A 20,805-nucleotide genomic window follows, 5' to 3' on the forward strand; every position below is an offset into this window, starting at 1 on the left:
GTTTCTCGTCCGGGGCGGTCAGTCCGTCGGCGACGTGAGGTCGTAGAAGGTGGCCGAGCCGACCGTGACTTCCTTGAAGGTGGCCTCCACCCACGAGGTGATCTGCGACGCGGTGCCGGAGTCGCCGCCCATGCCGCCGCCCCCGCCGCCGCCGATGAAGTAGTGGATCCTGCCGTCCGCCACGTACTGCTTGAACTGTGCGAGGGTCGGCGACGGGTCCGTGCCGTTGAAGCCGCCGATCGCCATGACCGGGTCGCCGGTGCCGAGCTGGTAGCTCGCGGCGTTCTGCGAGCCGACCGCCGCGGCGACCCAGGTGTAGGCGTCGGCGCCGGTCTCCAGCAGCTTCTTCGCCTCGGAGCCGACTTCTGCGCCGTTGAGCAGGCCGCCCATGCCGCCGCCCGCGCCCGTCCGGCCGCCTTCGCCGGTCGGGCCGCCGGTCGGACCGTTTTGGTTGTTCTGGCCGTTCGGCGTCTGGCCGTTCTGGTTGTTTCCGCCGGTGCCCGGAGCGGTGCCGCCACCGGGGAAGCCGCCGCCGCCCCCGGGACCGCCCTGCCCCTGACCCTGGTTCTGCCCCTGACCCTGACCGGGCGCGTTCCCGCCGCCCGGGAAGCCGCCGCCCCCGGGGCCGCCGCCCCTCATGCTCGCGCCGGACGGACCGGCTGTGACGATGGAGCCGCTGTGCCCCTCCCGCACGGTGCTCAGCGTGTACGCGGTGGGCGCGGCCAGCGACGCCACGAGGCCGAGGCCCGCCGCCGCGAGGGCGGTCCGCCGCCCCAGTCGGCCGGCGAAGACGAGCCCGAGCGCGGCGACCAGCCCGCCGACCAGGACCGGCACCCTCAGCCAGGGCAGGTAGTCGGGTGTGCGGTTGAGCAGGACGTACCCCCAGGCCGCGCTGGCCGTGACGGCGGCGGCGAGCGCGAGCGACGCCCAGATCCGCTCGCGCCGCTCCCACAGCGTCGCCGCGCCCATGCCGACGACCGCCGCCAGGTACGGCGCGAGGGCCACGGTGTAGTACTGGTGGAAGATGCCGGCCATATAGCTGAAGACGGCCGTGGTCATCAGCAGCGAGCCGCCCCAGACCAGGAGGGACGCGCGCGCGGTGTCCGTACGGCCGGCGCGGCGTGTGGCCACCAGGCCCGCGACGAGCAGGATCAGCGCGGCCGGGAGCAGCCAGGAGATCTGGCCGCCGATCTCGGAGTTGAACATCCGGTCCCAGCCGGTCTCGCCCCACTGTCCGCCGCTTCCGCCGCCGGGGCCGCCGCCGCCGACGCTGCCGGTCTCCTCGCCGTTGAGGCGGCCGAGGCCGTTGTAGCCGAAGGTCAGCTCCAGGAAGCTGTTGTTCTGCGAGCCGCCGATGTACGGCCGGGACGACGCCGGCCACAGCTCCACGGCCGCGACCCACCAGCCGCCGGAGACGACGATCGCTGCGGTCGCCAGCGCGAGCTGCCCGAGACGCTTCTTCAGCCGCACCGGTGCGCAGACGCCGTACACGAGGGCCAGCGCGGGCAGGATCAGAAAGGCCTGGAGGGTCTTCGCCAGGAACGCGAAGCCGATCGCCACGCCCGCCCACACCAGCCACTTGGTCCGGCCGTCCTCCAGCGCCCGTACGACGAGGTAGCAGGCGACGGACATCAGCAGGGCGAGGAGCGCGTCCGGGTTGTTGAAGCGGAACATCAGCGCGGCGACGGGTGTGAGCGCGAGTACGGCGCCCGCGATCAGCCCGGCCGCAGGGCTGAACCGGCGGCGCACGCCCGCGTACACGACGGCGACCGTGCCCACCCCCATCAGCACCTCGGGGGCGAGGATCGACCAGGAGGAGAGGCCGAAGATCCGCACCGCCAGCGCCATCGGCCACAGTGCGGCCGGGGGCTTGTCGACGGTGATGGCGTTGCCGGCGTCGAGCGAGCCGAAGAAGAACGCCTTCCAGGACTGGCTGCCCGCCTGCACGGCCGCCGAGTAGAAGGAGTTGGCGTAGCCGGAGGCGCTCAGGTTGCAGAGGTAGAGGACGGCGGTGGCCAGCAGGAGGGCGAGGAAGGCGGGGCGTACCCAGCGCGGGTCCTCGGGGCGGCCGCGCCACAGCCGCCCGGACCGGGGCCTGCGCCGGGGCCCGCGGTGGGCGGGCGGCGCCTCGGACGGCGGCCCACCGTCCTCGTCGGCGGGGGTGTGCACGGGCGGGTCGTAGTGCGTCGTCATCGGGCGTCCCTCGGGTCGGTGTCGGCGGGGCGCACGGGCTGGAGCCGCACGGTGGCGTCGCTCCAGGTCCGGTACGGGTCCGGAAGGCGATGCTCCGGAAGGCGCGGCTCCGGGCGGTGCGGTTCCGGGCGGTGCGGTTCCGGCGCGGGGACCGTGGGCTGCGCGTCCGGGAACACCCAGGCGCGGAAGAGCAGGAAACGCAGCACGGTGGCCGCGAGGTTGGCGGCGATCAGTACCGCCAGCTCGGTGGAGTGGTCGGGGTCGGCCGTCGCGGCGCTCAGGGCGGCGAGCGAACCGCTGGTCAGCGCGAGGCCGATGCCGAAGACGACCAGTCCCTGCGCCTGGTGCCGCACGGCGCCGCCCCGGCCCCGCACCCCGAAGGTCAGCCGCCGGTTGGCGGCGGTGTTGGCGACCGCCGAGACCAGCAGGGCGAGCGCGTTGGCGAGCTGGGAGCCGGCGAAGTGGCGGAAGCCGCTGTAGAGGAGGAGGTAGAAGAGGGTGGACAGGGCGCCGACCAGGCAGAAGCCGACGAGTTGCCGGGCCAGCCCCTGCGGTACGTCGGTCAGGTCGCGGTCGCGCGGGTCGTCCCCGAAGGGACGGGCCAGCCGGTCCAGCGGCAGCGAACCGGTGGCCAGCGCCTTGCCGACCCGCCACACGCCCTTGAGGTCCTCGGTCGCCGTCCGCACGATGTGCACGGTGGAGTCCGGGTCGTCGACCCAGTCGACCGGCACCTCGTGGATCCGGCACCCGGCGCGCTCGGCGAGCACCAGCATCTCGGTGTCGAAGAACCAGCCGGTGTCCTCCACCAGCGGCAGCAGCACCTGGGCCACGTCCCGGCGGATCGCCTTGAAGCCGCACTGGGCGTCGGAGAAGCGGGCCTGGAGGGAGCCGCGCAGGATGAGGTTGTAGGTGCGGGAGACGAACTCCCGCTTGGCCCCGCGCACCACCCGCGAGCTGCGGGCGAGCCGGGAGCCGATCGCGAGGTCCGAGTGACCGGAGATCAGCGGGGCCACCAGTGGCAGCAGCGCGTTCAGGTCCGTGGAGAGGTCGACGTCCATGTAGGCGAGGACCGGGGCGTCCGAGGCCGACCAGACGGTCCCGAGAGCCCGGCCGCGCCCCTTCTGCTCCAGCCGGACGGACCTGACCGCCGCGAGGTCGGCCGCGAGGCGGGCCGCGACCTGCGGGGTGCCGTCCGTGGAGGCGTTGTCGGCGACGGTGATGCGGAAGGCGTAGGGGAACGTCCGGGTGAGGTGCTCGTGCAGTCTGCGGACGCACGGCCCGAGGTCCTTCTCCTCGTTGTAGACGGGGACCACTACGTCCAGGACAGGCGTACCGGCTCCTGCGGCCGGGAGGTGCTCCCGCGCCGGCAGGGAGCCGGGAGAAGAGTCGGTTCGCATGGAGCCGACTGTTCTCAACCCCCCTGTCGCACCCGTGTGGTGAGACTGTGCTGTGCCTGTGAGTGCACCGAGGCGTCCGGCCGGTCGTGAACCGCGGGCAGATACACGGTGAAGACCGTCCGCCCCGGCGCGCTGTCGACCGTCACGCCGCCGCCGTGCGCGGTCGTCACGGCCTGCACGATGGCGAGCCCGAGGCCCGTCGAGCCGGTCGCGCGGGAGCGCGCCAAGTCGCCGCGGGCGAACCGTTCGAAGACGTACGGCAGCAACTCGGCCGGGATGCCGGGCCCGTTGTCCTCGACGTCCACGCACAGCCACGCCCCGCCGCGTCGCACCCGCGCGGTGACGGTCGTACCCGGCGGGGTGTGGTTGCGGGCGTTGCCCAGCAGGTTGACCAGCACCTGCTGGAGCCGGGCGGGGTCCGCCGACACCAGGGCCGGTTCGTCGGGCAGGTCGAGCCGCCAGGTGTGGCCGAGGCCGGCCGCGCGGGCGTCGCTGACGGTGTCCACGACGAGCGGTACGAGGTCGGTCGGGCCGAACTCCAGCGGGCGTCCGGCGTCCAGGCGGGCGAGCAGCAGCAGGTCCTCGACCAGCAAGGTCATGCGGCCGGCCTCGGACTCGATACGGCCCAGCGCGTGCCGGGTGTCGGGGCCGACCTGTTCGCGTCCCCGGCGGGTGAGTTCGGCGTAGCCGCGGATGGAGGCGAGGGGGGTGCGCAGTTCGTGGCTGGCGTCGGCGACGAACTGCCGTACCCGCGTCTCGCTCTGCTGCCGCGCGTGCAGGGCCCCGTGGACGTGGTTGAGCATCCGGTTGAGCGCGGAGCCGACCCGGCCGACCTCGGTGTGCGGGTCGCACTCGGACTCCGGGACCCGTTCGTCGAGGTTCACCTCGCCCGCGTGCAGCGGGAGTTCGGAGACCCGGCCCGCGGTGGCGGCGACCCGGCGCAGGGGGCGGGTGGCGACGCCGACGATGACGGCCCCGGCGAGGGAGGCGGCGACGAGACCTGCGGCGGTGACGCTGGCCTCCACGAGGATCAGGGTGCTGATGGTGCCGTCCACGTCGGAGGTGGGGAAGCCGGCGTAGTAGCCGTCGTGGTACTCGACGCGGTAGTCGCCGAGGCCGGGAATCTCCACGGTGTGCGCGTCGCCGTCCCGGGGGACGGTGGCGAGCGCGGTGCGCTGGGCCTTGTCGAGGGAGACCGACGTCGTCCTGCTGGGGTCCGTGCTCTCGTCGTCCTTCTCGCCGTACTTGGCGTCGACGACGGCACCGTCCTGGGTCTCGGCGACGATCGTGTCGCGCGGCTGCGGGCCGCCGTGCGTGACGAACTCGTCGAGGTCCGTCCGCTGCGGGCTCCCGCCGCCGGGCCCCGGGTCACCCGGCGGCCCGAACCCGGACACCCGCAGCGCGACCTCGTGCACCTGCCCGTCCAGCTGCTCGTACAGGTGCGAGCGCAGCGCGACCGTCGTCACCGTGCCGATCACCGCGCACACCACCGCGATCAGCGCCACGGACGCGACGACGAGCCGCGTCCGCAGGGTCCGCGGCCGCGGTCGTCGCCGCCGGGTCATGCCGCGGGCTTGATCAGGTAACCGGCACCGCGCCGGGTGTGGATCATCGGCTCGCGCCCCGCGTCGATCTTCCGGCGCAGGTAGGAGATGTACAGCTCCACGACGTTGGCCTGCCCGCCGAAGTCGTACGACCACACGCGGTCCAGGATCTGCGCCTTGCTCAGCACCCGCCGCGGATTGCGCATCAGGAAGCGCAGCAGCTCGAACTCGGTGGCGGTGAGGTGGATGCCGTCGCCGCCCCGGGTGACCTCGTGGCTGTCCTCGTCGAGGGTGAGGTCGCCGACGACGAGTACGGAGTCGGAGCGCCGGTCGGCGGCGCCGGAGCGGCGGATCAGTCCGCGCAGCCGGGCGACGACCTCCTCCAGGCTGAACGGCTTGGTGACGTAGTCGTCCCCGCCCGCGGTCAGCCCGGCGATACGGTCCTCGACGGCGTCCTTGGCGGTCAGGAAGAGCACCGGCACGTCCGGCAGGTCGCGGCGCAGCCGCCCCAGCACGCTCAGGCCGTCCATGTCGGGCAGCATCATGTCCAGTACGACGGCGTCGGGCCGGAACTCGCGCGCGGCCTGGACGGCGCCGTGTCCGTCGCCCGCACTGCGGATCTGCCAGCCCTCGTAACGCAGGGCCATGGACAGCAGTTCGGTGATGGACAGCTCGTCGTCCACTACGAGCACCCGGACGGGGCTCCCGTCCGGCCTCAGCAGTTCGGTGCGCCCCTGGGGCGAGGTCGTGGTCATACCGGACACCCTGTCGGGGCGCTCTGAGAGGGTCCTTTCCCCAAGCTGTGATTTCTCTGAGAAACCCACAGGGGCCTCTCAGACGCCGCCCGGCAGCCCGAACAGCCGGGCCGCGTTGTCGTGGCACACCCCGCGCAGCCACTCGTCCCCCAGCTCCAGCCGCGCCAGGGCGTGCAGCTGGTGCAGGTAGGGATACGGGATGTTGGGGAAGTCGGTGCCGAGCAGGACGCGGTCGCCGAGGTCCGCCAGCCGGGGCAGCGCGCGGCGCGGGAAGGGCGCGAGCCGCTCGCTGAAGTCGGTGAACGCCATGGTCGTGTCCAGCCGCACCTCGCCGTACCGCTCGGCGAGGTCCAGGAAGTCCTCGTACTCGGGCATCCCGAGGTGCGCGACGACCAGCCGCAGCCGCGGGTGGCGCGCCAGGACGCGGGCGACCGGCTCGGGCCCGGTGTGCTTGCCGGGCGCCGGTCCCGACCCGCAGTGGACGACGACCGGGATCCCCGCCTCGGCGAGCACGCCCCACGCCGGGTCGAGCAGTTCGTCGGCCGGGTCGTAGGCCCCCACCTGCACGTGCGCCTTGAAGACCCGCGCCCCCGCCTCGACGGCCCGGCGGACGTACGCCTCGACGCCCGGTTCGGGGAAGAGGGTGGAGGTGTGCAGGCAGTCGGGGGTGCGGCGGGCGAAGTCCACCGCCCAGTCGTTGAGCCACTGGGCCATGCCCGGCTTGTGCGGGTAGAGCATGGCGGTGAAGGCCCGGACCCCGAACTCCCGCAGCAGCCCGGCGCGTTCGTCCTCCTCCTGCCGGTAGGTGATCGGCCACTCGACTCCGCCGGTCAGCGGCCCGAGGGCGTCGAAGTAGGCCCAGACCTTGCGCAGCACGCGCTCGGGCATGAAGTGCGTGTGCACGTCGATCAGCCCGGGCAGCCCGAGCTCCTCCCAGAACCGGCGGACCTGCCCGGCTTCGTGATCACTCATGCGGCCACGATCGCGCCCCTCGCTCCCCCGGACAAGGGGGTCGAGCGATCGAGGGGGGATGGAGGGCACAGCTCGGGAAACGGGGTCAGAACAGCCCGTCCTGTACTCCGGCCGCTCGTCTGAGCTCCCGCAGGGGTACGGCGCACGGCTCGCCCCCGGCGGCCACCAGCTCCCACCCCGTCATCAGCCGTGTGTCGAGGACGACGACTCCGCGCTCCGTCGCCAGGTGCAGATCCGGCCCGGCGGCCGCCACCAGCTCACCCCCGATCGCGCCGCCCGCCACCAGCTCGGCCACCTCCGCCACGGCGGCCGGCCCGCGCCCCGCTCCCTCGATCCCGAAGACGCCCGCGTGGTCGACCCCCCGGAACGGCTCCGGCGTCAGTGCCTGGGGCCACCCGCCGAGCGCCACCGCCCGCGCGTGCAACCCGGCGATCTCGGCCGCCCGCTCCGCCTCCGACTCGGGCAGGGCGGCCCGCACGGCGCGCTTGTGGGCGTACGGAATGCGGTCGGGCACGCCCAGCGCGGCCCGCAGCAGTTCCTCGGTCCGGCGCGCGGCCATCAGCGGCCCGCAGCCCAGCCAGCTGAAGCACACGGCCCCCTGCTCCAGCAGCCGGGCGGCTCCCCGTTCGTACGCGGTGATCCCCACCTTGACGAGGCCCGGTCCGAACCACGCCAGATAGACGCGGTACGGCCGCGGATCGTCCGCCATGGTGTCGGCTGCCACGGAGTGGGCCCGGTCGAGGCGCGCGCATTCCTCGCACCGCGCCCCCGTGCTCCGCCCCGGCACGCCGATCCGCACGGGACACGCGTGCCCCCGTGCCCCCACGCAGGTCCGCACACCCCCCTCGGCGACCCCGAAGGCCACCCGCTTCCCCCGGGCCAGCGCACTGCGCCGGCCCCCGACCCACGACAGCACGGGGCCGTCCGCCGCCCACCGCAGCCCCGCGCACTTCCATGCCTGTGCCATCTCCACCGACAGTAGAGGCCGCCACTGACAACGACCGGTGACAACGACCGGGCGGGCACTCACTCATGGTGAGCGCCCGCCCGGAAGTACCGTATGGCCATGGCAGAAAGTGAAGCGATGTGCCCCGAGCGCCTGGTCATGGAGCACATCACCAGCCGCTGGGGCACCCTGGCCCTGATCGCCCTGCTGGACCGCCCCCACCGCTTCAGCGAACTGCGCCGGGAGATCGGCCGGGTCAGCGAGAAGATGCTGGCCCAGACCCTGCGGACGCTGGAGCGCGACGGTCTGGTCCACCGGGACGCCAGGCCCGTGATCCCGCCCCGCGTGGACTACTCCCTCACCGGCCTCGGCCGCGAGGCCGCCGAACAGGTCCGGGACCTCGCGCGCTGGACGGAGCGGCGGCTGGCGGCGGTCGAGCGGGCCCGCGAGGCCTACGACGCGACGAGGTCCTGACCCGCCGCCGCCCGCACCGGCGTCACTGCTTGAGCACGGCCTCCATCACACGCTTGGCGATGGGCGCGCCGAGCCCGCCACCCGAGATGTCCTGGCGGGAGATGTCCATGTCGGTCGGGTCGATGAACACGGCCACGGCGACGGAGGACCCGTCGTCCTTCTTGCCGTAGGACACGAACCAGCCGTACGGCACCTCGTCGTTCACGTTGACACCGCGCTGGGCGGTACCGGTCTTGCCGCCGACCGTGATGCCGCCGATCTGGGCGCGGCGGGCGCTGCCCTCCTTGGCGGTGAACTCCATCATCTCCTGGACCTTCTGCGCGGTCTCGGCGGAGACGGCCTCGCTCATCGTCGCGGGCTCGGTCTTCTCCAGGGTGTCCAGGTCCGGGCCCTTGACCTCGTCGACGATGTAGGGCTGCATCACCTTGCCGTCGTTGGCGATGCCGGCGGTGACCATGGCCATCTGCATCGGCGTGCTGGTCAGGCTGCCCTGGCCCATGCCGGTGAGGGCGGTGCCCGGCGCGTCGAGGTCCTCGGGGTAGAGGCTCTTGGTGGCGAGCAGGTCGCCGAAGTCGTCGGAGTAGACGTCCTCGTTGAAGCCGAACTTCTCGGCCGTCTCGCGCAGCTTGTCCTGGCCCAGCTTGGAGGCGGCGTCGAGGAAGACGTTGTTGCAGGAGTACTGCATGGCGGTCTTCATCGAGGCCTTGTTGCAGACCGCGTCGCCGGCCTCGCTGCCGATCTTGTTGGTGGACTGCGGCAGCGGGTACGGGGAGACGGCGTCCGTGCGGGCGTCGACGTCGGTGACGATGCCGTGTTCCAGCGCGGCGGCAGCGGTGAGGATCTTGAAGGTGGAGCCCGGCGGGTAGGTCTCCCGCAGCGCCCGGTTGGCCAGCGGCTTGTTCTTCTTCTTGTCGAGCGCCACGAAGCGGTCGGACTCGTTGAAGGTGCTGCCCGCGAACGTCGACGGGTCGTAGGAGGGCGCCGAGACCAGCGCCAGCACCTTCCCCGTCCGCGGGTCGAGGGCGACCACGGCCCCCCGCGCGCCCTTCAGGTCGGTCAGCCCGTCCCAGGCGGCCTTCTGCGCCTTCGGGTCGATGGTGGTGACCACCGACCCGGGCCGCCGCCCCTCACCGCTGACCACGTCGGCGAACCGCTGGAAGGCCAGCCGGTCGTCCTTCCCGGTGAGGATGGAGTCGTAGGTCTTCTCCAGCAGCGTCATGCCCTGCGCCTGCGAGGCGTATCCGGTCACCGGCGCGTACATCGGTCCGTCGACGTAGGTGCGCTTGTACTTGAGGTCGGTGCTCTCGGTCTCCTTGGAGCCGGTGACGGCCCGGCCGCCGACGACGATGTCACCGCGCGGGGTGGCGAACTGCTCGATCTGCACCCGCCGGTTCTTGGTGTCGGAGGCCAGCTCCGGGGCCCGGACGTACTGCAGCCAGTTCGCGCGGATCAGCAGGCCGAGCACCAGCAGGCCGCAGAAGATCGCCACGGCCCTCAGCGGCTTGTTCACCGTCGGCCTCCGTCGGGGCTCGGCCGGTCGGCGGATATGAAGACGGTTCCTCTCAACATGCGCACACCCTAGACACAGTTGGGAAGGTTGATCAGCACCGATGTCACCCGCCAAAATCAAAGGCCCCGCCGGGTGAACCGGCGGGGCCTTTGAACGGTGTGCACTCGGCAGGATTCGAACCTGCAACCTTCTGATCCGTAGTCAGATGCTCTATCCGTTAAGCTACGAGTGCTTGTCTTTTTCAGTTTTACCGCCGCTCCCGGCCCTTCCGGCCCGCTCGCGGCGACAGGAAGAACATTACATGACTGCCGCCGTCATGTGAAATCCATTGGCCGCACCCCTTGCGACCTGCACAAACGCCCGTCTGAGGCTTGCCGACAACACCGAAGCCCCGGCCGTGCGGGCCGGGGCTTCGGTGATCGTGCGGAGGCGGAGGGATTTGAACCCTCGATGGGGTGTAAGCCCCAAACCGCATTAGCAGTGCGGCGCCATAGACCGGACTAGGCGACGCCTCCAGACAACATCACCATCTCGCGTGCGAGCGCGAGTGGCGCGTGCCGATGATGACACAGTTGAGCGCGCTGTCACCAATCGGCCCCTACGGTACTAGGCGGGCTGCCCGCAGGGCAAAGCCCTTACGGCGTGGTCGCCCGGACGTCGCGCGTCCGCACGGCGTACTCCGCGGCCGCACGCGCAACGTCGCGGCGGCCGGCGCGTTGGTCAGGTCATGTTCCAGGTCTCCCGCACCCCCGCCGCCCGCCTCCTCGGCGCCGCCGCCCTGTCCGCCGCCGCCCTCGCCTCCGTCTGCGCCGCGCACCCGGCCGCGGCCACTGCCGCCGGTCCCGGCGCCCTCGACGGCGACCGTCTGACGATCACCGTCCGCGACGCCGGCCCGGGCTTCGACGGCACGTACGAACTGTCCTGCCACCCCGCCGGCGGCGACCACCCCGACCCGGACGGCGCCTGCGCCGTCGTCGAGGGCGACACCCGGTGGGGCCGGGACACCTTCGCGCCGGTGCCCGAGGGCAGCGTCTGCACCATGCAGTACGGCGGCCCGGCCACCGCGCACGTCACCGGCGTCTGGGCCGGCCGCCCCGTCGACGCGACGTACGACCGCCGCGACGGCTGCGAGATCTCCCGCTGGGACCGCATGGTGCCGCTGCTGCCCGACCTCGGGGGCCCGGCCCGGCCATAGGGCGGAGAACGGCCGACGGGTATTGGTCATACGTTCTACGTCCCCTGATTAATCGCATCCGATGATGGCTACCGGCATGCCCCAGGGCGAAGCGAACACGTGTGCATGCGATCGCTGGTGGGGGTGGCGGTTGGGGGGGATCGTCGGGTGTGTGTGCGGCTGTCGTACATATGGTCCTTTGTGTGGCTCGGGACGGCACGGTGTCCCGGCCGTGGCCGTGAGGGGGCTGCAGGATGGCGCAGGTGGGGGCGGGTGGGAAGGTCGGGCGTGTCCGGTACACGTACCGGTTGCGGGTGTCGTCCGCGGCTCGCGCGTCTCTGGCGGCGGAGTGGGGCCGGTGTCGCTGGGTGTGGAACGAGTGCGTCGCGAAGTCGAGGGCGGTGCATCTGCACAACAGGGCGACCGGCGGGAAGGCCACGTGTGGCCCGGCGCAGCTGGACAGGATGCTGACCGAGGCGCGTTCCTGTACGCCGTGGTTGCGGGAGGGCTCGTCGGTTCCTCAGCAGCAGGTCATTCGTGATTTCGGCCGCTCCCGCGCCAAGGCGCACAAGGACATCGCCGAGCGCCTGCCCGTGGCGCGCCGGGCCGGGATGCCGACGTGGAAGACCAGCGTGAGGCGCCGGCGACTCTGAACTACACCCGGCGCGGGTTCCGGCTGAAGGACGGCCGGCTGCATCTGGCGGGCGGCATCGTCCTGAACGTGGTGTGGTCGCGGGAGCTGCCCGCCGAGCCGTCCTCGGTACGCGTGTACCAGGACAGCCTCGGGCAGTGGTACTGCTTGTTCGTCGTCTCCGCCCAGGTCCAGCCCCTGCCCCCGACGGGCCGTGTCCTCGGTGTCGGCTGGGGTGTGCGGGAGACGGCGACGACCACGTCCGACGCGCACGACCTGCCGCACCCCGAGTATGGCGGGAAGGCGAAGGAGAAACTCACCCGGTACGACCGGATGATGGCCCGCCGGCGGCCGAAGAAGGGAACCCCCGGATCGAGGGGTTACCGGACGGCTAAGAGACTGCGGGCGAAGGCGCACAAGAAGGTGGCCAGGCAGCGTGCGGACACCGGCCGCAAGTGGGCCAAGAAGGTCGTCCGCGACCACGATGCCGTCGCGGTGGAGGACTTCCGGCCGAAGTTCCTGGCCCGGACAAACATGGCCCGCAAGGCCGCGGACGCCGCCATCGGCGCCACCAAGACGGCTCTGATCGAGATGGGACGCAAGCACGGGCGGGACATCCGCCTGGTCCACCCCGCGTACACCACGATGGACTGCGCGCAGTGCGGAGCGAGAGCCAAGCACGCCCTGCCGCTGGGTGAACGCACCCACACCTGCACCGCCTGCGGAACCACAACCCCACGGGACAAGAACTCCGCACGCGTCATGCTCGTCCGGGCTGGTCTCAACCCGGCTGGCACCGACGGCACAAGACCTCCTGGGGCGCCGCTCCAGGAGGCAGCCTGAGCCAGGAATCCCCTCCCGTCACGGAGGGGAGGATTCAATTCCTCGTGCGACCTACGTCCCATCCCGCCCCGCCCGCCGGGCCCCAACCCTTAGACTCCCTCGCGTGACACGCTGCGGGCCGATTGGCAAGATGGCCCGAGCGGTCGGCAAGTGCGGTAACAGGAGGGAAGCGTCTCGTGAGCAGCAGGCCATCCCGAGGCGCTGCTCGCCTCGCAGCCATACTGGACGCGCTGCCGGACGCGTTGGTCCTGGTCAACGCCAACGGCACCGTGGTCAACGCGAACACCATCGCGCTGGAGGCGTTCGAGACGCCGGGCACCGCGCTGGTCGGGCGGGGACTGCTGGATCTGCTGCCGCAGTTCGACTCGCGGCTCATCCCCGGGTCCATGCGGCGCCCCGACCACATCGACCCGCGGGCGCGCACCAAGCCGACGCGGATGGTCGCCCGGCGCACCGACGGCTCCGAGTTCCCGGTCGAGGTCACCAGCGCCAACCTGGAGACCGGCCAGCAGGCCTACGACACCTACGGCTACACCGGCGACGAGCTGCTGATGCTCGTCGTCCGCGACCTCTCCGGCACCGTCGACACCGAGGCCGAGCTGGCCCGTTCGCAGCGGCAGACCGAGATGATCCTGCGGGCCGCCTCCGAGGGCGTCGTGGGCACCGACACCGACGGGCGGATCGTCCTCGTCAACCCGGCCGCCGCCCAGATCCTGGGCTACCGGGCCGGGGAACTCGGCGGCCGCGAGCTGCACACCCTCGTCCTGCACTCGCGCGCCGACGGCTCGCCCTTCCCGTACGACGAGTCCCCGCTCGCCGACACCCTGCGCTCCGGACGCAAGCACCGGGTGCGCGGGCAGGTGGTGTTCGCCAAGAGCGGGGACCAGCTGCCGGTCGACCTGACGACCGCGCCCGTGCGCGACGGCGACCAGCTCGTCGGCGCCGTGATGACCTTCACCGACCGGCGCCCCTACGACGCGCTGGTCAAGGAGCACGAGGAGGCGGAGCGGCGGCACGCCGAGGAACTGGAGCGGCTCGCCGAGGAGCACGCCTCCGAGCTGACCGCGCTGCGCCAGCGGCACGTCGCCGAGCTGGAGGAGCTGCGGGAGAAGCACGCGGAGGAGATCGCCGCGGACGCCGACCGTTACGCCGCCCTCGGTGAACGGGAGAAGGACCGCTACGAGGCGATCGCCGGCCGGCACGAGCAGCTGCTCACCCTCCTGGGCGACTCCCTGCGCGGCCCCCTCGACGAGCTGCGCCGGGAGCTGGCCGCGCTGGCGTCGGACGACGCCGGGCAACTGTGGCCCGAGGCCAACCAGGTGCTGCACCACCTGTCGGCCGGCTACTCGCGCATCACCACCCTCATCGACAACGTCCTCGGCTACCAGCGCCTCGACGTCGGCAACGAGCAGGTCGCCCGTACGAAGGTGATGCTCGACGCCGTCGTCGCCGCGGGTGTGGACGGGGCCGTGGAGCTGATCGGTCCCGGCCGGGTGCAGTTCGCCGTGCACGCGCCGCCGATCGAGGCCGAGGTCGACCCGCGCCTGCTGGCCACCGCGCTCGCCCATCTCGTCGCGGACGTCGCGGGCGTCGACGCCACCGGCAACTCGCCCGTGTCGGCGACGGGCGGCTACCTGGACAACACCGTCGTGGTGGCGGCGGCGCAGCGCGGTGAGGTCGTGCGCATCGAGGTGCGCGGGCCGTACGCCGGCGGGGACCCGGTGCACGAGCCCATCGTGCGCGGGATCGTGCGGGCGCACGGTGGCGTACTGCAGACGCACGAGGTACCGGGCATGAGCGGCAGCGCCTACGTGCTGGAGGTGCCGATCGGGGGCGGGGCCGGTGCCGTCGCGGCCCCGGGCACCGAGCCTGCCGAGGTGGCTCCTGTCGCGCCTGCCGCCCAGGCCGAGGGTGCCGGTGCCGCGGGCGCGGAGAACGCCGTGGCCGTTCGAGAGCCGGCTTCCGGGGGCGGGCGGCGGCGGGCGCGCCGGTCGTCCGTCGACGCGTTCCTGGAGAGCGAGGTCGCGGGGGCGCCGGGCGGGACCGGGGCCGAGGCGGAGAACGCCGCACCGACCGGGCGGCGCAGGCGGCGCGCGGCCCAGGCCGAGGACCAGAATCAGGGGCAGGTACAGGGGCAGGTACAGGGGCACGGACAGGCCGCCGCGTCGGCTCCGCTTCCCGTGCCCGCGCAGGCGGGGCCCGGCGAGGGAGCCGGAGCCGGTGGTACCGGGCGCCGGCGCGGGCGACCCGCGGAGGATCCGGGTGCCGGGGTCGCCGGAGCGCCGCCGGGGGCGCCCGCCGGGGTGTCCGAGGGTGCCGTCGTCATGGCCGGCGAGCACGGCGGCGGATCCGCGGCGTCCAACACCGGGCTGGGCGGGACCGTACCGCCGCAGGGTGTGCCCGCGCCCACCGGGCGACGGGCCGCGCAGGACGGCGGCGAGCAGCACGCGCTGCCCCCGGCCCTGCCCGTACAGGCCGGTGAGTCGGACCCGGCCGACGCGGACCGGCCGACGGGGCGCCGACGGCGCGCCCTTGCCTCCGCGAACGAGCGCGCCGCGGCGCAGGAGGCCGCTCCGCGCCAGGTGTTCGCCCTGCCGCCCGCCGACGCGGACCGGCCGTCCGAGGGGACGGCGGAGGCAGAGGCGCAGGCGCAGGCTCAGGCTCAGGCTCAGGCGCATGTACAGGGGCAGGGGCAGGCTGGTCCGATTCCGGTTCCGGCTCCGGTTCCTGTGCTGGTGCCCGGGCCCGCCGCTCCCGGTGACGCCCTGCCCGACGACGGCCGTCACGACGCCGTACCGCACGACCAGGCCGAGGACCACACGCCGCCGCAGCCGCACCCCGCCGAGGCGCCCACGGGACGCCGCCGCCGGGCCGGAACCGCCCGGCCGGCCGGAGAACCGGCACCGGTCCCGACGCAGAACGCCCCCGCGCAGAGCGTCCCGGTGCAAGGGGCACCGGCGCCGGTGCACGGAGCCCCCGTGCCCGCCCCGGCCGCCGCCCCCACCGGGGCACAGGTGTCCAGGCCCTCCGAAACCGGAGCCGGCACCGCGCACCCCGGCGCCGCGGCGCCCGCTGCCCCGGGCCGGCCGGCCCCCGCGCCGCAGCCGTGGCCCGCGGCCGGGGACACCGAGGGCCCCGGCAACCCCGTGCCGCCCGGCGCAGCCGCCGGACCCGCGGCCCCGGCACCCCCTGCCGCGCCTACCGCCCCCGCGGCCCCCCGGGGTGTACCCGCCACCACGCCGAGCCGGGGCACCCCGCTGCCGCCCGAGAACGCGCCCGCCCCGCGCGCGGCGCAGCCGCTGCCCGCCGAGGCGTCCGCGCCCGTCGACATGAACTCGACGCAGGGCCGGGCGATCAGCGTGCGCACCCTGGGCCAGGGCGTGCCGTTCAACCGGCAGGCGGTCCAGGTGCAGCAGCCGTCGGCCACGCCCGCCCCGCACCAGCCGGGCGGCGGTGGGCGACGCCGCAAGCTGGGCACGCCGCCCGATCCGGCCGCGGGCCGGTCGGAACAGCCGGCCCGCCCGCACCCGGCCGCGGAACAGCCGCCCGGCGCGCAGTCCCCCGCCACGCTGCCGCCCACCGCGCAGCCGAAGAAGCAGTCCCAGCCGCAGCCCCAGGAGCAGCCGTCCCTGGCCGGCGGTCAGGGACGCCTCGCGCCGGTCACCGAGGGCGCCGGACGGTCGTACGCCATAGGGGCGCCGGACCGGGACGCCGCCGAGGGGCCCGAGCCGCTGGACGGGCCCGGCGGGGCCGTCGAGGTGGCCGACCCGCCGCGTCCGCAGCCGATGGACGACGAGCTGCCGCCGGAGCCGCTGGACAACCCGCGCCGGCTGCTGGTGTGGCCCGCGCCGGACGTCTCCACGCAGCAGGCGCTCAGCGACCGCGGCTACCGGCCGGTGATCGTGCACTCGCGCGAGGAGGTGGACGCGCAGATCGCGGCGTTCCCGGCCGCGCTGTTCGTGGACCCGCTGACGGGGCCGATCACGCGTACGGCGCTCCAGTCGCTGCGGCAGGCGGCGGTGGCGGCCGAGGTGCCGGTGCTGGTCACGGCCGGGCTCGGACAGGCCTCGCGGGACGCCGCCTACGGCGCCGATCCGGCCGTCCTGCTGAAGGCGCTCGCGCCCCGGGACAGCGAGCAGCACCCACCGCGCGTGCTGCTGATCGAGGAGCACGCGGAGATCGCGCTGGCGCTGACCGCGACGCTGGAGCGGCGTGGGATGCAGGTGGCGCGGGCGGCGAGCGACGCCGACGCGGTGACGCTGGCGGGGCAGTTCCGGCCGAACCTGGTCGTGATGGACCTGATGCGGGTGCAGCGGCGTCAGGAGGGGTCCGCCGGGATCGTCGACTGGCTGCGCGCCAACGGACAGCTGAACCGGACCCCGCTGGTCGTATACACCGCCGCCGTCGACCAGGACGACCTGCCGCGGCTGGCCTCGGGCGAGACGGTGCTGTTCCTGGCGGAGCGTTCCACCAGTGGCGAGGTGCAGGCCCGGATCGTCGAGCTGCTCTCGCGGATCGGGACCAACTGAGGGCGCCCTCGGCAACACCGGCCGACGGCTCCCCCCGCGTCACCGCTCGACGATCCGGCGGGCGGCCTCCTTGATCGAGTCGCGCAGACGGTCGGCGTCGTCGCCGCCGCCGACCAGGATGCGTTTCATCTGCGGCACGACGACCGCCCAGTTGGCCATCGCGACCAGCAGGAACAGGAGGTCGGGCGCCGGGATGGCGTCGCTGATCACGCCGCGCTCCTGACCGTCCCGCACGGCGGCGACCTTGCGGGCGTAGTGGGCCTGGCGTTCGGCCTCGTGGGGCAGCTCGGCGGTGCCGTACTCCATGCCCTCCCAGAAGAGGAGGCGCAGGAGCTCGGGGTGGGCGGCGTGGTAGTCCAGCAGCCGGTCGATCCAGCCCTCGATGTCGTCCGGGTCGACGGGGACGGAGATCGCGAGGTCGAGCATCTTCTTCTCGAGGACGGACGCGAACAGCTCGCCCTTGTTGCCGTAGTAGGCGTAGATCAGCTGTTTGTTGGCCTTGGCCTCGGCCGCGATGCGGTCGATGCGCGCGCCGGCGATGCCGTGGCGGGCGAACTCCGCCACCGCCGCCTCGAAGATCCGGGCCTTGGTGGCCTCGGGGTCCCTTGCTGCCATGGGGCAAGGGTAGCGGGACGCGCCGAGTAACCAACTGTTTGGTTGACAGGAGTCGGGAATGCGGGCCAGACTCCCGGAGTTGATCCCAACCAACCAGTTAGTTGTTAGTGCGCCCAAGGGAGTCGCTCCGCCCATGCCGTCATCGTCGTCCGTCCCCTCGTCCACGCAGGCCGGAACCAGAACCGACCACGTACGACCGTCGTCCGGGCTCGTCCGGTCCGGGAACGGGCCGTCCGGCACCGCCGCCCGGCTCTTCCTTCCCCTGATCGCCCTGTGCACCGCCGTGACGGCCGCCAACATCTACCTCGCGGCGCCGCTGCTCCCCCTCATCGCCCACGACATGGGCTCCACCCCGTCGGCGGTCGCCTGGCTCGCCTCGGTCGCACAGCTCGGGTACGCGGCCGGCCTGCTCTTCTTCGCCCCGCTCGGGGACAGCGTGAACCGGCGCCGCCTGGTCGCCGTCCTCTCGCTGGTCGCCACGGCGGCCCTGCTCGCCGCCGCCGCGTCGGCCGGGACCGGCGCGCTCGCGGGCGCCGTTCTGGTCGCCTCGGCCGCGACCGTCGTACCGCAGCTGCTCGTCCCGCTGGTCGCCGAGCGCGCCCCGGCCGACCGCCGGGCCCGGCATGTCGCGGCCGTCATCGCGGGCCTGTTCACCGGAGTCGTCGCGGCCCGGGTGCTCGGCGGTCTCGCCGGGCAGGCCTTCGGCTGGCGCGCGGTGTTCGTGGGCGCCGCCGCCCTGACCGCCGTACTGGGGCTGGCGACCGCGTACATCCTGCCCGTGGAGCGGCGGCAGCGGCGGGGCCCGCTGTTCGCGGGGCTCGTCGCGATACCGGGCGTGGTGCGCCGCTCGCCCGACCTGTGGCGGGCGTGCGTGCGCCAGGCGGGGATGTACGGCGCCTGGAGCGCCCTGTGGACCTCGCTCGCCCTACTGCTCGCGGAGGACGAGGGGTACGGCATGACCACCGCCGCGGCCGGGCTGTTCGGGCTGTTCGGGCTGGCGGCGAGTGTCGTCGCGCCGCTCGCCGGGGGCCTGGTCGACCGGTTCGGCGCCGCCAAGGTCGTACGGTCCGCGTATGCGCTGGCCGCCCTGTCGGTGCCGCTGTTCTGGCTGGGCGGGCAGGCGATGGCGGCCCTGTGCGCGGCCGCCGTCCTGGTGCACGCCGCCCTGGTCGCCTCCCACGTCGCCAACCAGACCCTCGCACTGACCACCACCTCGGCCCCGGCCACCGCCAACACGGCCTACGTCGTCGCCGGCTTCGCGGGCGGCGCGCTCGCCTCGGCCCTCGCGGGGCCCGCGTTCGGCCACTGGGGCTGGGGCGGCGTGTGCGCGGTGGCGGGGGCCTGGCTGGTGCTGGGGTGGACGGCTACGGCCGTACGCCCTGCGCGGTGAGGGCGGAAGGAGCCGGGCGGCGGCCGTGAAGTCCCCGCCCGGCGTGACCGTGCCCGTGCCCCTGCTCGTTCCGGTCAGAGCCGGGTGACGTCGAGGCCGCCGTCGGCGTACTGCCTGCGCAGCACCTTCTTGTCGAACTTGCCGACGCTCGTCTTCGGCACGGTCTCGATGACCGTCCAGCGTTCCGGGAGCTGCCACTTGGCGATCTTGCCGTCCTCGGCGAGGAAGGTGCGCAGGGCGGCGAAGTCGGTGGTGGCGCCCTCCCTGAGGACGACGGTGGCCAGCGGGCGCTCGCCCCACTTGTCGTCCGGTACGGCGACCACGGCGGCCTCGGCGACGTCCGGGTGGGCCATCAACGCGTTCTCCAGCTCGACGGAGGAGATCCACTCGCCGCCGGACTTGATCACGTCCTTGGCCCGGTCGGTGAGGGTGAGGAAACCGTCCGGGGAGATGGTGCCGACGTCACCTGTCTTCAGCCAGCCGTCCTCGCTGAACTTGTCGTCGGGCCGCAGCGGCTCGGCACCGGGGCCGTTGTAGTAGGCGCCGGCGATCCAGTTGCCGCGCACCTCCAGCTCACCGGCGGACTCGCCGTCCCAAGGCAGGCGCTCGCCGCCGGGGCCGGTGAGGCGGGCCTCGACACCGGCCGGGAAACGGCCCTGGGTGAGGCGGTACGCGAACTCCTCCGGCGTCCCGGCCACGTGGGCCGGCGGGCGGGCGATGGTGCCGAGCGGCGAGGTCTCCGTCATGCCCCAGGCGTGGCAGACCCGCATGCCGAGCGCGTCGAACGCCTCCATCAGCGACGGGGGACAGGCGGAGCCGCCGATGGTGACCTGGGCGAGGGAGGAGACGTCGCGGGGCTTGGCCGTCAGCTCGGCGAGCAGGCCCTGCCAGATGGTGGGGACGGCGGCGGCGTGCGACGGCCGCTCGCCCTCGATCATCGCGGCGAGGGGCGCGGGCTGCAGGAAGCGGTCCGGCATCAGCATGTTGACGCCGGTCATGAAGGTGGCGTGCGGCAGCCCCCAGGCGTTGACGTGGAACTGCGGGACCACGACGAGCGTGGTGTCCTGGTCGGTCAGGCCCATCGACTGGGCCATGTTGACCTGCATGGAGTGCAGGTAGATGGAGCGGTGGCTGTAGACCACGCCCTTGGGGTCGCCGGTGGTGCCGGAGGTGTAGCACATGGCGGCCGCGGCCCGTTCGTCCAGCTCGGGCCAGTCGTAGGTCTCCGGCTTCCCGGCGAGCAGGTCCTCGTACTCGTGCACCTCGACCGACGCCCCGTCCAGCAGCGAGCGGTCGCCCGGCCCGGTGACGACGACGTGCTCGACCGTCTTCAGGTGCGGCAGCAGGGGGGCGAGCAGCGGCAGCAGCGAACCGTTGGCGATCACGACCCGGTCGGCGGCGTGGTTGACGATCCAGGCCAGCTGTTCGGGCGGGAGGCGGAGGTTGAGGGTGTGGAGGATCGCGCCCATGGAGGGGATCGCGAAGTAGGCCTCGACGTGCTCGGCGTTGTTCCACATGAGGGTCGCCACGCGTTCGTCGTCGCCGACGGCGAGGTCCTCGCGCAGGGCGTGCGCCAGCTGGGCGGCGCGGGCGCCGATCTCGGCGAAGGAGCGGCGGTGCGGCTCGTCCTCACCGGTCCAGGTGGTCACCTGCGAGCTGCCGTGGATGGTCGACCCGTGGGCCAGGATCCTCGATATCAGCAGCGGTACGTCCTGCATCGTGCTCAGCACGGTGTCCTCCCGGGGCGACATTGCCTACGCGGCGGTAAGGGTTGCGCTGATTCTGCGCACATACCGCGCGGTATGTCACTAGTCCCGGGTGATCGATCAGTG

At 73.3% G+C, this 20,805-nt stretch carries 13 protein-coding genes, 2 tRNA genes and 1 pseudogene; 5 read left to right on the forward strand and 11 right to left on the reverse strand.

Going from position 1 to position 20,805, the window contains the following annotated elements; genetic code table 11:
• Positions 1-18: 18 nt before the first annotated feature.
• The 6 genes from ABS735_RS36950 to ABS735_RS36975 all read right to left on the reverse strand — a co-directional run bounded on the left by ABS735_RS36950 (position 19) and on the right by ABS735_RS36975 (position 7,828).
• Positions 19-2,193 carry a glycosyltransferase family 39 protein gene (locus tag ABS735_RS36950; RefSeq protein ID WP_373904628.1) on the reverse strand — a complete coding sequence of 725 codons (2,175 nt, stop codon included), beginning with the start codon at positions 2,191-2,193 and terminating at the stop codon, positions 19-21.
• A complete protein-coding gene (locus ABS735_RS36955) occupies positions 2,190-3,590 on the reverse strand; it encodes a bifunctional glycosyltransferase family 2/GtrA family protein (protein WP_373904629.1) in 1,401 nt (466 codons plus the stop codon). The genes ABS735_RS36950 and ABS735_RS36955 overlap by 4 nt, the downstream gene beginning before the upstream one ends.
• Before the next feature lie 14 nt (positions 3,591-3,604).
• A complete protein-coding gene (locus ABS735_RS36960) occupies positions 3,605-5,155 on the reverse strand; it encodes a sensor histidine kinase (protein ID WP_373904630.1) in 1,551 nt (516 codons plus the stop codon).
• Positions 5,152-5,889, reverse strand: coding sequence for a response regulator transcription factor (locus ABS735_RS36965; protein WP_030403173.1), 738 nt, complete (start codon positions 5,887-5,889; stop codon positions 5,152-5,154). The genes ABS735_RS36960 and ABS735_RS36965 overlap by 4 nt, the downstream gene beginning before the upstream one ends.
• Positions 5,890-5,967: 78 nt before the next feature.
• The gene (locus ABS735_RS36970; protein WP_373904631.1) at positions 5,968-6,861 is read right to left on the reverse strand and encodes an amidohydrolase family protein; all 894 of its coding nucleotides are present in this window, start codon (positions 6,859-6,861) and stop codon (positions 5,968-5,970) included.
• An 85-nt stretch (positions 6,862-6,946) separates the two neighbouring features.
• Positions 6,947-7,828 (reverse strand): DUF2797 domain-containing protein, encoded by an 882-nt coding sequence (locus ABS735_RS36975; protein ID WP_373904632.1) that lies wholly within the window; start codon positions 7,826-7,828, stop codon positions 6,947-6,949.
• 93 nt (positions 7,829-7,921) lie between these two features.
• Between ABS735_RS36975 and ABS735_RS36980 the strand changes: the two genes are divergently transcribed.
• Positions 7,922-8,281: a winged helix-turn-helix transcriptional regulator gene (locus ABS735_RS36980; RefSeq protein ID WP_373904633.1), complete on the forward strand. Its 360-nt coding sequence runs from the start codon at positions 7,922-7,924 to the stop codon at positions 8,279-8,281.
• Between the two features lie 22 nt (positions 8,282-8,303).
• On the opposite strand, the gene ABS735_RS36985 is transcribed toward ABS735_RS36980, so the two are convergent.
• From ABS735_RS36985 to ABS735_RS36995, 3 genes are all read right to left on the reverse strand, one after another.
• Positions 8,304-9,791 (reverse strand): peptidoglycan D,D-transpeptidase FtsI family protein, encoded by a 1,488-nt coding sequence (locus ABS735_RS36985; RefSeq protein ID WP_373904634.1) that lies wholly within the window; start codon positions 9,789-9,791, stop codon positions 8,304-8,306.
• Positions 9,792-9,950: 159 nt separating this feature from the next.
• Positions 9,951-10,023 (reverse strand) — tRNA-Arg (locus tag ABS735_RS36990).
• A gap of 192 nt (positions 10,024-10,215) precedes the next feature.
• Positions 10,216-10,306 (reverse strand) — tRNA-Ser (locus tag ABS735_RS36995).
• A 212-nt stretch (positions 10,307-10,518) separates the two neighbouring features.
• Between ABS735_RS36995 and ABS735_RS37000 the strand changes: the two genes are divergently transcribed.
• The 3 genes and pseudogenes from ABS735_RS37000 (at position 10,519) to ABS735_RS37010 (ending at position 16,968) form a co-directional block, all read left to right on the forward strand.
• Positions 10,519-10,986, forward strand: a complete 468-nt coding sequence (locus ABS735_RS37000; protein WP_373904635.1) for an SSI family serine proteinase inhibitor — start codon at positions 10,519-10,521, stop codon at positions 10,984-10,986.
• Positions 10,987-11,219: 233 nt separating this feature from the next.
• Positions 11,220-12,439, forward strand: a pseudogene (locus ABS735_RS37005) (RNA-guided endonuclease InsQ/TnpB family protein).
• 176 nt (positions 12,440-12,615) lie between these two features.
• A complete protein-coding gene (locus tag ABS735_RS37010; protein ID WP_373904636.1) occupies positions 12,616-16,968 on the forward strand; it encodes a PAS domain-containing protein in 4,353 nt (1,450 codons plus the stop codon).
• Positions 16,969-17,007: 39 nt separating this feature from the next.
• Here ABS735_RS37010 and ABS735_RS37015 read toward each other — a convergent pair whose 3' ends face one another.
• Positions 17,008-17,583 carry a TetR/AcrR family transcriptional regulator gene (locus ABS735_RS37015; RefSeq protein ID WP_373904637.1) on the reverse strand — a complete coding sequence of 192 codons (576 nt, stop codon included), beginning with the start codon at positions 17,581-17,583 and terminating at the stop codon, positions 17,008-17,010.
• Between the two features lie 133 nt (positions 17,584-17,716).
• On the opposite strand from ABS735_RS37015, the gene ABS735_RS37020 reads away from it, so the two are divergent.
• Positions 17,717-18,973, forward strand: coding sequence for an MFS transporter (locus tag ABS735_RS37020; RefSeq protein ID WP_373904638.1), 1,257 nt, complete (start codon positions 17,717-17,719; stop codon positions 18,971-18,973).
• A gap of 74 nt (positions 18,974-19,047) precedes the next feature.
• Here ABS735_RS37020 and ABS735_RS37025 read toward each other — a convergent pair whose 3' ends face one another.
• Complete coding sequence (locus tag ABS735_RS37025) at positions 19,048-20,724, reverse strand: long-chain fatty acid--CoA ligase (RefSeq protein ID WP_373904639.1); 1,677 nt, start codon at positions 20,722-20,724, stop codon at positions 19,048-19,050.
• Positions 20,725-20,805 lie beyond the last annotated feature (81 nt).

The organism is Streptomyces sp. MMCC 100, from assembly GCF_041538145.2.
In the GTDB taxonomy this organism is placed as follows: domain Bacteria; phylum Actinomycetota; class Actinomycetes; order Streptomycetales; family Streptomycetaceae; genus Streptomyces.